We start from the raw sequence: 13,757 nt of genomic DNA on the forward strand, positions 1-13,757 counted from the left end.
GGGAGATGGGGAGAATGCCGGCGACACGCGACGTCCTGCGGATCGGAAACTGCTCGGGATACTACGGAGACCGTTTCGCCGCGGCCAGGGAAATGGTCGAGGGAGGCCCGCTCGACGTCCTGACCGGCGACTACCTCGCCGAGCTGACCATGCTGATCCTGTGGAAGGCGCGGCGGCGCGACCCGTCCGGCGGCTACGCGACGACGTTCCTGGCGCAGATGGAGCAGGTGCTCGGCACCTGCCTGGACCGCGGCATCAAGGTCGTCACCAACGCGGGCGGGCTCAACCCGGGCGGTCTCGCGGCCGAACTCGGGCGGCTCGCGGAACGGCTCGGGCTCCGGCCGAGCATCGCCCATATCGAAGGCGACGACCTCCTCGACCGCATTCCCGGGCTTCAGCGGGACGGCCATTCCCTGGCGCACCTCGGTTCGGGGAAGACCCTCGCCGAGGCCGCCGTCGAGCCCGTGACCGCCAACGCCTACCTGGGCGGCTGGGGCATCGCCGAGGCGCTGGGCGCCGGCGCCGACATCGTGGTGTGCCCGCGGGTGACCGACGCCTCGCTCGTCGTCGGCCCGGCCGCCTGGGCGTTCGGCTGGCGGCCGGACGACTGGGACCGGCTCGCCGGCGCGGTCGTCGCCGGGCACGTCCTCGAATGCGGCCCGCAGGCCACCGGCGGCAACTTCGCGTTCTTCACCGAGCTGCCGGACGGCGGGCGGCCCGGCTACCCGATCGCCGAGATCGCCGCGGACGGCTCGTCGGTGATCACCAAGCACGCGGGGACGGGCGGCGCGGTCACGGTTGAGACGGTCACCGCGCAGATCCTCTACGAGATCGGCGCGCCCGACTACCTCAACCCGGACGTCGTCACGCGGTTCGACACCGTCGAGCTGTCCGGCGATGGCCCCGACCGCGTGCGGATCAGCGGCGTGCGCGGCCGTCCCGCGCCCGACACCGCCAAGGTCTGCCTCAACTACCAGGGCGGCTACCGCAACAGCGCCACGTTCATCCTCACCGGGCTGGACATCGAGGCCAAGGCCGACCAGGCCGCCCGCCTCCTGCTGGACGGCGGCCTCGGCGGGGCGGACGCGTTCGCCGAGACGGACGTGCGGCTGCTGCGCACGGACGTCCCGGACGCGCCGGAGAACGTCCAGGCCGAGGCCCGGCTCCGGATCACGGTGAAGGACGCCGACGAGCGCAAGGTCGGGCGCCGCTTCTTCAACGCCGTCGCGGAGTTCGGCCTGGCCAGCTACCCCGGCATGTACCTGGAGCGGGCCGACCGGGCGGCGAGCGCCTACGGCGTCTACTGGCCCGCCCTGGTGCCGGTCGGCGTGCTCCGTCCCGAGGTCGTCTTCCAGGACGGCCGGCGCCTGCCGGTGCCGCACCCGCCGACCGAGCGCCACGTCCCGCGCCCCGCCGAGCCGCCCCGCCGGAGGCCCGCGCCGGGCGGCGACACCGTCCGCGCGCCGCTCGGGCTGCTGATCGGCGCGCGGTCCGGCGACAAGGGCGGCGACGCCAACGTCGGCCTCTGGGCCCGCACCGACGGGGCGTTCGCATGGCTTCGCGAGCACCTCGACGTCGACCTCTTCCGCGAGCTGCTCGCCGAGGCCGTAGGGCTGGACGTCGAGCGGTACGAACTGCCCAATCTCCGGGCCGTCAACTTCGTCGTGCGCGGCCTGCTGGACGACGGCGTCGCCGCGACGACCCGTCCCGATCCGCAGGCGAAAGGACTGGGTGAATACGTGCGTTCACGATTCGTGGACATCCCGCGAGCACTTCTGAAAGAGGCGGTGGCGGCCGGATGAGCGTGTCCATGACCAAGCCCTGGACGCCGCTCACGGCCGAGAACCTGGCCCTTGTGCCCGGCTCGGTCGGCGTCTTCGAGATCGCGGACGGCGGCGGCGTCATCGCCATCGACTACGCGGGCGGCAACAGCCTGTTCGGCCTCCGCGGAGCGCTTCAAGAATGGCTCCGCGACGGACAGGAATTGTCCTTCCGATACGAGCGGACAAACGCCTACCTCTCCCGCTACCGGGAGCTCGTGCAGGTGTTCGCCAACGAATTCGGTGCGGTTCCCCGGAACCTCGCGGGCGCCGACGCGCCGACCGGACGCATCCGGCCGAACTGAGACCGAGGGAGCAGAGCAGACATGGGATTCGCCGTCACCGAGACGCAGCGGACGCTGATCGACAACGTCCGGCGCTTCGTGCGCACCGAGATCGTCCCGCTGGAGTACGACCTCGACCCGGACGAGAGCGAGCTGAGCGCGCCCGTCCTCGCCGGGCTCGTCGCCAAGACGAAGCAGATGGGCCTGTACAACCTCGACGTCCCCGAGGAGTTCGGCGGGGTCGGCGCGGACACCGTGACGCGGACGCTGCTGGCCATGGAGATGTCGCAGCACCGCGCCGGCCTGTACTCGCCGTGCTACGGCGCGTTCGGCCAGCCGGACATGGCGCAGCTCTACGAGGCGACCGACGAGCAGAAGGAGCGCTACCTCCACCCGATCCTGCGCGGTGAGAAGCGGTCGTTCTTCGCGCTGACCGAGCCGTCCGGCGGGAGCGACCCGGCCCGGTCGATCCAGACCCGGGCGAAGCGGGACGGCTCGGACTGGATCATCAACGGCAACAAGACGTTCATCAGCGGCGCCGACTCGGCCGACTTCGGGCTGGTCTTCGCGCGCACCGGCGACCAGGGCTCGGGACGCGACGGCATCACCTGCTTCATCGTGGACGCCGACACCCCCGGCCTCACCGTGCGGCGCGTGATCCACACCCTCCGCTCGGGCCACTACCCGACCGAGCTGGCGTTCGAGGACGTCCGGGTGCCCGCGAGCGCGGTGCTCGGCGAGGTCGGCCAGGGCTTCGCGATGGCCACCGAGCGGCTCACGAAGAACCGCATCCCCTACGCGGCGGGCTGCCTCGGCGTGGCGATGATGGCGCACCGCATGGCCGTCGAGTACGCGGGGACCCGCTCGGTCTTCGGCGCGAAGCTCGCCGACCACGAGGGCATCCAGTGGATGCTCGTCGACAGCGAGATGGAGCTGCGGAGCGCGGCGGCCCTGACACTGGACGCCGCCGAGCGCGCCGACAGCGGCCGCCCGTTCCGCACCGAGGTCGCCATCGCCAAGATCGTCGCCACCGAGACGGCGGGCCGGGTGGTGGACCGCGCCATCCAGATCCACGGCGGGTACGGCGTCACGAAGGACCTCCCGCTGGAGCGCTGGTACCGCGAGCTGCGGATCCGCCGGATCGGCGAGGGCTCCACCGAGACCCAGAAGATGATCGTCAGCCGGGACATGCTCAAGGGCCGCTACACGAGCTGGATCGACCGGTGACCTCGGGAAGCCGCCCGTCCCGCCGCGATCGGTCCGGTGCGCGATGACGCCGGACGAGCGGCGGGTGCGCACCCTGCTGGACATCGCCGGGCTGACGGTGGGCGCCGACGAGCTGTCCGCCTTCGCCCGCGACTACCGGACGATGCGGGAGCAGGCCGAGCAGGTCCGGCGGACCGGCGCCGACGGCGTCGCCCGCGACGGCTCGACGCCGTCGGCGTTCAAGGCGGTCGCGGCCGGCCGGAAGCGTCCGTCGGCCACCGGCCGGACGATCGCGGACGCCGCGGCCGCCCTCCGCGACGGGACGACCTCCTCGGTCGCGCTCACCGGCGACGTGCTCGCGCGCATCGACCGCCTCGACGCGGGGCTCGGCGCGTACGTGAGCGTGTTCGGCGACGCCGCGCTGGAGGCGGCCGAGCGCGCCGACCGCGACCTCGCCGCCGGACGGGACCGCGGCCCGCTGCACGGCATCCCCCTCGCCGTCAAGGACGTGATCGCCGCGGCCGAGGGCCCCACCCGGGCGAACAGCCTGGTCAGGCCCCGGCACTGGCGGTGCGACGGGGACGCCGCCGCCGTCGCGCGGCTGCGCGAGGCGGGCGCGGTCGTCGTCGGCAAGACGACGACGAACGAGTTCGCGCTCGGCCTGAACGACCCGGCCACCGGCTTCCCGATGCCGCGGAACGCGTGGGCCGCCGACCGCTACGCGGGCGGGTCGAGCTCCGGCGCGGCCATCGCGGTCGCGGCGGGCCTCGCGCTCGGCGGGCTCGGCACCGACACCGCGGGCTCGATCCGGCACCCGTCCGCGCTGAACGGCGTGACCGGCCTCAAGACGACGCACGGGCGCGTCCCGGCCACCGGGACGGTGCCGCTGTCGCCGAGCCTCGACACCGTCGGGCCCGTCGCCCGGTCCGCGTGGGACTGCGCGCTGCTCCTCCAGGTGATCGCCGGGCACGACCCGGACGACGCCGGGTCGAGCGCGCGGCCCGTCCCGCGCTACCTCGACGCGCTGGACGGCTCCGTCCGCGGCCTCCGGATCGGCTGGCCGAAGCGCTACTTCTTCGACAGCGGCAACGTCGCCGACCCGGTGCGGACGAGCGTGGCCGCGGCCCTCGCCGCGCTGCGCGACGCGGGCGCCGACGTGGTGGAGGTGAGCCTGCCCAACGCCGACATGGCGCGGGTCGCCAGCCACATCGTCCTGCTCACCGAGGCGTTCGCCTACCACCGGGACGACCTCGCCGCCCACTGGGCCGAGTACGGGCGCTACGTCCGCGGCCTGCTCGCCAAGGGGGCGCTGTACGGCGCCGCGGACTACGTCCAGGCGAAGAAGGTCGCCGCCGCGTTCCACCGCGAGGCGTCGGCGGCGATGCGCGACTGCGACGTGCTGGTCACGCCGACGATGCCGACCGGCGCGCGGCTGCTCAGGGAGACCGACCCGGCGATGATGGACCGCTGGTCCAGCGCGTCGTTCACCTCGCAGTGGAACCTGACCGGGCATCCCGCGTGCGCCGTCCCCGTCGGGTTCGACGGGGCCGGCATGCCCGTCTCCATGCAGATCGTCGGGAGACCGTTCGACGAGGCCGCCGTCCTGCGCGTGGCGGACGCCTACCAGCGGATGACCGACGTCCACCTCGCGGCCCCGGCGCTTGCCGAGGGCTAGCCCGTTCCACCACACCGCAACCCACCCCACGCGGGCGCGGCGACAGCCGCCGCCCGCCACCCCCGCAGAAGGAGACCCCCATGTCCGACAACCCGGCGTCCGGCGCCGACCGCGAGGTGGCCACCAGCCCGTACGGGCCCGAGGACGAGATCGGCCGCCTCAACCTGATGACGCCCGAGTCCCGCGCCGCCGTCGTCAGCCGGGTCGACGCGACCCGGATGTTCGACCTGTCCGTGGACTACTTCATCGGGATGCCGTCCTGGCAGCTGCTCGGCGACCCGGCCTACCAGATCTGGATGACGCACACGCCGCACGGCACGGTCGTCGACGAGCTGCCCGGCATCTCGCGGGAGATGACCGAGTACATCGGCTACTCCGGCGACGCGATGATGATGTACACCCACACCGGCACCCATATCGACACGCTCAACCACTACGGCTACAACGGCCGCATCTACAACAACTTCACCGAGCGGGAGCACCTCGGGACGCGGCACTGGCGCGTCGCGGGCGCCGACAAGATGCCGCCGATCGTGGCCCGCGGCGTCCTGCTCGACTTCGCCGCGCTGCGCGGCGTCGACATGCTCCCCGACCAGTACGGGATCACTCCCGAGGACGTCGACGAGTGCCTGGCCAAGCAGGGCGTCGAGCTGCAGCTCGGCGACGTCGCGCTCGTCCGGACGGGCCGCATGCGGGCGTGGCCCGACGCCGCCGCCTGGGGCGAGAACCCGCCCGGCCTGACCCGCGCCGCCGCGGTGCACCTGGTCGAGCGGGGAGCGATGATCGTCGGCTCCGACACGGTGTGCGTCGAGCAGGGGCCCTCGTCCGACCCCGACAACTACACGCCGGTGCACACCTACCTGCTCGCCGAAGCGGGCGCGCCCCTGATCGAGGTGCTCGACCTGGAAGAGCTCGCGGCGGCGGAGGTGTACGAGTTCGGGTTCTTCGCGGCCTGCCTGCGGCTGCGCGGCGCCACCGGGTCGCCGCTGCGCCCGTGGGCCTTCCCGTTCCGGAGCGAGTGAGGGGCCGAGTCCGAGTGACGGGCCGAGTCCGAGTGAGCCAGCGAGTTCAAGGAGAACCCATGCGAGACGCTGTCGTCGTGGCGGCCGTCAGATCCCCCGTCGGCAAGCGGGCGGGCGCGCTGTCGGGCGTCCATCCCGCGGACCTGTCCGCGCGAGTGCTCTCGGCGCTCGCCGAGCGCGCGTCCCTGGACCCGTCGATCGTGGACGACGTGGTCTGGGGCTGTGTGAGCCAGGCGGGCGAGCAGACCTTCGACATCGCGCGGACGGCGGCGCTGTCGGCCGGGTGGCCGGAGTCCGTTCCCGGGACGACGGTCGACCGGCAGTGCGGCTCGTCGCAGCAGGCCGTCCACTTCGCCGCGGCGGGCGTCGTCGCCGGGCACTACGACGTCGTCGTGGCGGGCGGGGTCGAGTCGATGTCGCGAGTCCCCATGGGCTCGGCGTCCGGCGACCAGTCCCCGCTAGGCGAGCTGTATGCCGAGCGCTACGGGGACGGGCAGCCCAACCAGGGGCTCGGCGCCGAGCGGATCGCCCGCGAGTGGTCGTTCGGCCGGGGCGAACTCGACGCCTACGCCGAGCGCTCCCACCACCGCGCCGCGGCCGCCGCCGCCCGCGGGGCCTTCGACGCGCAGATCGCGGCGATCGAGACCGCCGAGGGGCTCGTGACGTCCGACGAGGGGGTGCGCCCGGACTGCTCGATCGAAGCACTGGCCAAGCTGCGCACGCCCTTCCTCGCGGACGGCGTCATCAGCGCCGGCAACAGCTCCCAGATCAGTGACGGCGCCGCCGCCCTGCTGATCACCACCTCGGACATCGCGGGCGCCCACGGATGGACGCCGCTCGCGCGTGTCCACACGGCGGTCGTGGTGGGCAGCGATCCGAACATCATGCTGACCGGACCGATCCCGGCGACCGCGAAGGCACTCGCGAAATCCGGCCTGCGGCTCGACGACATCGGGGCATTCGAGGTGAACGAGGCGTTCGCCTCGGTGCCGCTCGCCTGGCAGGCCGAATACGCCGTGCCCGAACCGGCGCTCAACCCCGTCGGCGGCGCGATCGCGCTCGGCCACCCGCTCGGCGGCTCGGGCGCACGCATCGCCACGACGCTGATCCACCACATGGCCGACAACGGCATCCGCTTCGGACTCCAGACGATGTGCGAAGGCGGCGGCCAGGCCAACGCGACGATCTACGAACTCCTCCCGTGAGCAAGGGGCCCAGCGTCCCCGGCCACCACTACGGGACCGGTCCCGGTCGCGCCTAGGTAACGGCTCCTGGCTACGAGGAGCTGTGGCGATGCTCGGAGAGTGCCGCCTGCGCCATCGCGAGAGGCGTCTTTTCAGGAAAGGGCCCTACCTCGAAGGGGAGTTGAGCGGAGGACGAAAGCACCCGACCCTTGTTTGGGTCAAGCTGGTTCACGATGGTATGCACTGATACCCCCGCTTTCGCGGTGAACGTCCCCTTGGCCCGGCCGACCAGTTGTTCTCCGTTCAGCCGGTAGCGAGGGCTGTCCGGAGTGCTTGCGTTTCCCAGATCGGCGCCATAGTAGGCTCTGCGATCCGGGTACTTCGCCAGGAGCCTCGCGAGCCTGAAGCCCACGTCCTGGTCCTCTTGGAGCTTGATTTGCGGAGTCTCGCACTTGCCTTCGTAGATGCGGGCCTGGCATTCATAGTCCACAGAGATCTCGCCCTCCTGGACATATACCACTGCCTCCACGGTCGACCGCGGGGGAACCTTGATCGGGTTGTCGATGCCCCACATCTCGCTCACACTATTTGTTTCGGTGTTCGTGGTGTTCTTGCCTGCTTTGACGGTGACCTTTCCTGACATTTTTCCCAATCCTTCGAGACCGGCCTCGAAGGAGATCTCCGTCCCCACTTCGAATGACTTCGTCTTGGTCGTCGTCACCGTGCGAGTGAGCGTCTTGGTGAACTTGAGAGTCTGAGACTGCTCGACCGACGTATTGTTCGTGTACTGCTGCGAATAGATTTGATCTTTGTCGGTCGATGGTGTGACCACCGGCGGGGAGAGCGTGACGTCACCGAGGATCTGTGCTCGCGTGATCCCGTACTCCACCCTCGCCACCTCCTCGGGCGGCCCGGCGATGTCGGTGGGATCGATCAGCTTCTGGTAGTCGGTCAGGATTCTCAGTAGATATGTGTCCATTTCTTTTCCGCCCCTCGGTGGTCGCCGGTGAAGGTGTCCTTCTCTCATCCGTGCTGTTTAAACGGTGCTCGGCGGCGAGGGGGCGGGCGTGGCGTGTTCGGGTGGCGCGGGGCGTGGTGTGTGCGGGCTGCTTGGTCTCGCTATGACGCTCGGCGCCTGAGGTGTGATGTGGGTGGGGAATCCGCTGTGTAACCCCTCGTCGTATCTCTTGGTGGACACGATCGTCCTAGGCCGATCCTTTGAGGGGACAGCATGCGGAAAAGAACGATTCCTTTACTGGCACTGGCCGTCGCGGGCCTGGTTCTGGCGAGTACCGCCGGAGCGGACGCGAGCGCCTCGATCTTCCGGGTGGTGCCCAGCGTCGACACCGCCACGGCGCCGGTCTCCAACGACCTCCTGTCCTCGACGGCGAGCATCACGCCGCGGGACGGGTGGGCGGTCGGTTACGTCTCGAAGCCCGACACCACCGAACACACCTTGGCGGAGCACTGGAACGGGACGCGCTGGTCGGCGACGCCGTCTCCGGACGGCACCTCGGGAAGCCAGTTCGCCGCCGTCGCGGCCGTGTCGTCGAAGGACGTCTGGGCGGTCGGCGTCCAGAACTCCAACCTGTCCGTCGAGAAGAGCGCCACGCTGATCGAGCACTGGAACGGCGCCGCGTGGTCGATCGTGCCGAGCCCGAACCCGGGCACGCAGGGCGACCGGCTGACCGGCGTGGCCGCGGTGTCGGCCGATGACGTGTGGGCGACGGGCTATTTCTCGACCCCCACTCAGATCCTTCCGCTGTTCGAGCACTGGAACGGCACGGCGTGGAGCGTCGTTTCGGTGCCGAACGTGCCGAACGGAGTGAATTTCGTCAGGGCGATCTCGGCGGTGTCCGCGAACGACGTATGGGCCGTCGGCTCCGACGTCGATTCACACAGTGGCAACACCGACGAACTGATCCTGCACTGGAACGGCACCCAGTGGTCCGTCCTGCCGACGCTGCCCATCGGGCAGAGTTCTCTGGAAGCGGTGCACGCCGTGTCCTCCAACGACGTCTGGGCCGTGGGCACGTCACTCGGCGACAACGGGGGAGAGTCGCACAATCTCGCGCTGCACTGGAACGGTACGGCGTGGAGCAAGGTGCCGGTGCCGAACGTCGGCAACAGCGTCAACGCCAATTTCCTCAGCGGCGTCACCGCGCTGTCCTCGCGTGACGTGTACGCGGTGGGCGCGGCCACCGGCGGTACCGACGGCGTCAACCAGTCGCTGATCGAGCACTGGAACGGCAGCGCCTGGAGCATCGTGCCCAGTCCGAGCAACCCGAACGGCTCGAACTCCACCACCCTGGCCGGCGTCGCCGCGGTCGCACCTGGCAACGTCACTGCGGTCGGGACCTGGAACAGCGTGCAACAGGGCAATCCCGGCCTGCGCACCCTCGTCGTCACGACGTCGCGCGGCTGAGGATCCGCACCACGACAAGTGATCACGCCACTCCGGAAGCCGTGCTCCGCGCACAGAGAACGACTCCCGGAGTGGTACTGATCGCGGCGAGAGCACTGTCAGCCGCATTGAAGCCCGCCTCTCAGGACGACGAGGGCTGGACGAGGGGGTGGAGGAGGGGCTCTCCCCGGGACAGGCGGCGGCAGTTCTCCGCCGCCACCGCGAAATAGCGGGCCCAGGTCTCTCGGGTCAGCCAGGCCACGTGCGGCATGACGACGACGTTTTCGAGGGCGAGCAGCGGATTGGCCTCCTCCAGCGGTTCTGTTTCGAACACGTCCAGGCCCGCGCCTGCCAGACGGCCGGATTTCAGGGCCGCCGCGAGCGCCGACTCATCTATCACCGCGCCGCGAGCGGTGTTCACCACGATCGCGCCGGGCGGGAGGAGGGCCAGCCGGTCGGCGTTCAGGAGATGGTGGGTCCCTTCGGTCAGCGGGATGTGCACGGACACGATGTCGCTCGTCCGGAGCAGGTCGTCCAAGGGCATCCAGGACGGGTCGTCGCGGCGCCGGCGGCGGGACGTGTAGACGACCCTGGCGCCGATCGCCTCCAGCATGCCGCGCAGCAGGCCCGCGATCTCCCCGGCGCCGAGCAGGCCGACCGTCCGGCCGCGGAGCTCGCCGCCGACCAGGGCGCGGTCGGCGGGCCAGCCCTCGCCGCGCCGCGTCCGCGCGTCGAACGCGACCATCTTGCGGAGCGCGGCGAGCATCAGCAGCAGGCTCGTCTCCGCGACGGCCTGCGCGTTGCGGCCCGGCATGTTCGCCACGGCGATGCCGCGCTCGGCGGCGGCGTCCAGGTCGATGGTGTTCACGCCGGTGCCCAGTTTCTGGATGAGCCGCAGCCGCGGCGCCCGGTCCATGTCGGCCGCTCCGAGGGGACGCAGGACGTGCCAGATCACCTCGGTGTCCGGCAGGAGCGCGGTGAAGCGGTCGTCGTCCTGCTCGGAGCAGCTCACGATGTCCAGGCCCGGTTCGGCGTGGTCCATGTCGTAGTGCAGCAGTACTCGCATTCGGGGTTCTCCGCTCGGTGACCGCGAGGACGTCAGCCGCAGGGGCCCTGCGCGGCGACTCCGCCGGAGCGGGGCAGGGCGTCCGGGCCGTCGAGTTCGTCCACGAAGAAGCGGTGGGCGGGGATCAGCTTGGCCAGTTCCTCGCGGGTGAAGCGGCGGCCGGCGAGGAAGGTGTGGCGCGTGCGGCCGAGGTCGAGCAGGTCGCGGTCGGGGGCGCCCTCGACCAGGACGAGGTCGGCGCGGTTCCCCGGGGCGAGCGTCCCGATGTCGGCTCCCTGCCGGACGATCCGCGCGCCGTTGCGCGTCGCGGCGGCCAGCGCGGCGGCGCGGGACGCTCCGCCGTACTTGTGCAGCAGCCACGCCTCCTGCGCGACGGTGCCGAGGGTGTCCGTCCCGGTGCCGATCAGGACGCCCGCGTCGACGGCGTTCCCGATCGTCTCCCGGTGGACGTTCCACAGCGCCGCGTAGCGCGGTTGCCAGGACCGTCCCCAGAACTCGCGGCTGTTCTCGAAGAAGCCCGACAGCGTCGGGACGAGGGCGATGCCCCGCTCGGCCATGGCGGACGCGTGGTCCGCGGACAGGTGGATCCCGTGCTCGATCGTGTCGACCCCGGCCTCGATGCACCGTTCCAAAGCGCGCGCCCCGTTCGCGTGGGCGGCGATCGGCAGGCCGCATTCGTGCGCCGTCTCCACCGCCACCTGGACGGCCTTCGCCGAGAACCAGGGCACCGTCAGTTCGTCGCCGGGCGGGTTCGGCAGGTCCTCGTTGCTAGCGATGATCTTGATGAGGTCGGCGCCCTCGTGCGCCTGCCTGCGGATCGTCTCGACCAGGCCGTCCAGGGACGCGACGCTCTCGGCGACGAAGTACGCGTGGCCGTACGACATCCCGATCGCCGCGCCGGAGACGGTCGCGCGCGGGCCGACGATGACGCCGTCGCGGATCGCGTCGCGGACGTGGAGCCGGGAGTCGTCGTTGTGGCCGACGTCCCGGACGCTGGTGACACCCTCGCGGAGGAGGTTGAAGGCGGTGCGCGTCGACTTCAGGGCGTCGAGGGCGACGGGCCCGAGAATGTTCGGGCCGACCGGGCCGCCGAGGCGCCGGTAGTGGAAATGCATGTGCGAGTTCACCAGGCCGGGAAGGACGCTCAGGCCGGTGCCGTCGAGCACCTCGGACGCGTGGGCCGGAACCGTGCCGTCCATGGGCCCGAAGGCGTCGATCCTCCCTTCGCGAACGGTCAGGTAACCCCGCTCGATGACCGTGTCGTCGGCGTCGCAGGCGATGATCCTGACGTCTTTGATGAGGACGTCGATCGAACCCATGGTCGTCTTCCTCTCCGGGCCGCGATGAGGGCCGTGGGCGGTCATGTCAGGGCCGTCCAGCCGTTGTCGGCCACCAGTGCGGCGCCGTTGACGAAGGCGGTGTCGTCGCTGACCAGGGCCAGGGCCGCCGCCGCGATCTCGTCGGGGGTGCAGAGGCGGCCCTGGCGGGCGGCGATGTCGGCCTCGACGCCCGCCGCGCCGCGGGCGGTGAGCTCGGCGATCTCGCGCCGCCCGTGCGGCGTGCCGATGAAGCCGGGGCAGAGGGCGTTCGCGCGGATCCCGTACTCGCGGTACTCGACGGCGATGGCGCGCGTGAGCTGCAGAACGGCGCCCTTGGTGGCGCAGTAGGCGCTCTCGAAGGGCGACGCGGTGAGCCCCGAGATCGACGACGTGTTCAGGACGACGCCGCGCCGCGCCCGCATCATGTGCGGCAGCACCTCGCGGCACATCAGGAACATGCTCGTGACGTTGACCGCCAGGAGCCGGTTCCAGTCGTCCTCGGACGTGTCGACCAGGCGCTCGACCAGCACCGTCCCGGCGTGGTTGAACAGGATGTCGACGCCGCCGCCGAGCCGTTGGACGGCGGTCTCGACGCACCGCCGCACGTCGTCCGCGCGGGAGACGTCGGTCTCGACGAAGCAGGCCCGCCCGCCCGCCGCCCCGAGCTCGGCCTCAAGCGCCCGGCCGGCGGGGACGTCGACGTCCGCGAAGACGACACGCGCGCCCTCCGCCGCGAACCGGCGGACGCTCGCCGCGCCCGCCCCGCCGGCGCCGCCCGTGACGAGCGCGCGGCGTCCGTCCAGCCGTTTCGTGCCCGTCACGACGACGCCGCCGCGGGGAGCGGATGACCGGCCTGCTCGGCGAAGAACGGGAGCGCGTCGGTGACGTCGCGGTCGGCGCGCCCCCGCGCCACCATCAGCTCGTAGAGCTGGATCGCCTGCTGGTTGAGGAACAGCGGGACGCGGTGCTCGTGCCCGAGCTCGGCCGCGAGCCGGTGGTCCTTGAGCTGGAGCGCCACGCTGAAGCCCGGGTCGAGGTCGCCGCGCAGCAGGCGCGGCACCAGGTAGTCCGTCATGAAGTAGGACTTGGCGTCGGTCTGCTGGAACACCTCCACCAGCCGTTCGGGCGAGAGCCCGACGGCCGCGCCGAGCGCGAACGCCTCCGCCGTGGCGAGCGCGTAGACGCCCGACAGCAGGTTGCTGATGAGCTTGATCGCGCTGCCGCTGCCGGGCGGGCCGATGTGGAACCGCACCGTGCCGAGCGCGGCCATGACCGGCTCGGCCTTGGCGTAGGCGGCGGCGTCGCCGCCGACCATGAAGGTGATCGTCCGCGCGGCGGCGCCCTCGACGCCGCCGTTCATCGGCGCGCCGCCGCTGACCGGCGCGTCGAGGTAGCCGACGCCGCGCTCGGCCGCCGCCGCGTGCATCCGGCGGCTGGTGTCCGGCGACACGGTGCTCAGGTCGAGGACGACCGTCCCCGGCTCGGCGCCCGCGAGGATCCCGTCCGGGGCGAGGAACGCGCTCTCGACGGCGGGCGGGTTGGGCAGCGAGACGACGATGACCTCGCTCGCGGCGGCCAGCTCGCGGGCGCTGGCGGCGCCGGTCGCGCCGTCCCGCTCGGCCGCCTCGACGCGCGCCCGGTCGAGGTCGAAGACCTGGACGTCGCCCGCGGCGTCGACGAGGTGCCTCGCGTAGATCCGGCCGATCGAGCCCAGGCCGACCTGCCCGACGCGCTGCTGCAGTTTCCGCACGGAGAATCCCTTTCCAGATGGAGCTGT

At 71.6% G+C, this 13,757-nt stretch carries 12 protein-coding genes; 7 read left to right on the forward strand and 5 right to left on the reverse strand.

What is annotated here, in order from left to right; genetic code table 11:
• Positions 1 to 14 precede the first annotated feature (14 nt).
• From ACH01S_RS20795 to ACH01S_RS20820, 6 genes are all read left to right on the forward strand, one after another.
• Positions 15 to 1,802 (forward strand): acyclic terpene utilization AtuA family protein, encoded by a 1,788-nt coding sequence (locus ACH01S_RS20795; RefSeq protein WP_083980921.1) that lies wholly within the window; start codon positions 15 to 17, stop codon positions 1,800 to 1,802.
• An 8-nt stretch (positions 1,803 to 1,810) separates the two neighbouring features.
• Positions 1,811 to 2,125, forward strand: a complete 315-nt coding sequence (locus tag ACH01S_RS20800) for a DUF7508 domain-containing protein (protein ID WP_067893717.1) — start codon at positions 1,811 to 1,813, stop codon at positions 2,123 to 2,125.
• A 21-nt stretch (positions 2,126 to 2,146) separates the two neighbouring features.
• A complete protein-coding gene (locus ACH01S_RS20805; protein ID WP_067893719.1) occupies positions 2,147 to 3,331 on the forward strand; it encodes an acyl-CoA dehydrogenase family protein in 1,185 nt (394 codons plus the stop codon).
• A 43-nt stretch (positions 3,332 to 3,374) separates the two neighbouring features.
• The gene (locus ACH01S_RS20810; protein ID WP_218010332.1) at positions 3,375 to 4,985 is read left to right on the forward strand and encodes an amidase; all 1,611 of its coding nucleotides are present in this window, start codon (positions 3,375 to 3,377) and stop codon (positions 4,983 to 4,985) included.
• A gap of 80 nt (positions 4,986 to 5,065) precedes the next feature.
• Positions 5,066 to 6,007, forward strand: a complete 942-nt coding sequence (locus ACH01S_RS20815; protein ID WP_067893721.1) for a cyclase family protein — start codon at positions 5,066 to 5,068, stop codon at positions 6,005 to 6,007.
• A 59-nt stretch (positions 6,008 to 6,066) separates the two neighbouring features.
• Positions 6,067 to 7,212, forward strand: coding sequence for a thiolase family protein (locus ACH01S_RS20820; RefSeq protein WP_067893723.1), 1,146 nt, complete (start codon positions 6,067 to 6,069; stop codon positions 7,210 to 7,212).
• 70 nt (positions 7,213 to 7,282) lie between these two features.
• Here ACH01S_RS20820 and ACH01S_RS20825 read toward each other — a convergent pair whose 3' ends face one another.
• Positions 7,283 to 8,170, reverse strand: coding sequence for an ETX/MTX2 family pore-forming toxin (locus ACH01S_RS20825; RefSeq protein WP_067893725.1), 888 nt, complete (start codon positions 8,168 to 8,170; stop codon positions 7,283 to 7,285).
• Positions 8,171 to 8,422: 252 nt separating this feature from the next.
• Here ACH01S_RS20825 and ACH01S_RS20830 point away from each other — a divergent pair, with 252 nt between their 5' ends.
• Positions 8,423 to 9,616 (forward strand): hypothetical protein, encoded by a 1,194-nt coding sequence (locus tag ACH01S_RS20830; RefSeq protein WP_148344065.1) that lies wholly within the window; start codon positions 8,423 to 8,425, stop codon positions 9,614 to 9,616.
• 121 nt (positions 9,617 to 9,737) lie between these two features.
• Here the strand turns inward: ACH01S_RS20830 and ACH01S_RS20835 are convergent, their stop codons facing one another.
• From ACH01S_RS20835 to ACH01S_RS20850, 4 genes are read right to left on the reverse strand one after another with little or no spacing between them, the layout of a single operon-like run.
• Entirely contained in the window at positions 9,738 to 10,661 is a 924-nt protein-coding gene (locus ACH01S_RS20835; protein ID WP_083980923.1) for a 2-hydroxyacid dehydrogenase, read from the reverse strand.
• A gap of 32 nt (positions 10,662 to 10,693) precedes the next feature.
• Complete coding sequence (locus ACH01S_RS20840) at positions 10,694 to 11,980, reverse strand: amidohydrolase family protein (protein WP_067893729.1); 1,287 nt, start codon at positions 11,978 to 11,980, stop codon at positions 10,694 to 10,696.
• Positions 11,981 to 12,021: 41 nt separating this feature from the next.
• Complete coding sequence (locus ACH01S_RS20845; RefSeq protein ID WP_067893730.1) at positions 12,022 to 12,801, reverse strand: SDR family NAD(P)-dependent oxidoreductase; 780 nt, start codon at positions 12,799 to 12,801, stop codon at positions 12,022 to 12,024.
• Positions 12,798 to 13,730 carry an NAD(P)-dependent oxidoreductase gene (locus tag ACH01S_RS20850; RefSeq protein WP_067893732.1) on the reverse strand — a complete coding sequence of 311 codons (933 nt, stop codon included), beginning with the start codon at positions 13,728 to 13,730 and terminating at the stop codon, positions 12,798 to 12,800. The genes ACH01S_RS20845 and ACH01S_RS20850 overlap by 4 nt, the downstream gene beginning before the upstream one ends.
• Positions 13,731 to 13,757: the final 27 nt, after the last annotated feature.

The organism is Actinomadura chibensis NBRC 106107 (assembly GCF_001552135.1).
In the GTDB taxonomy this organism is placed as follows: Bacteria; Actinomycetota; Actinomycetes; order Streptosporangiales; family Streptosporangiaceae; genus Spirillospora; species Spirillospora chibensis.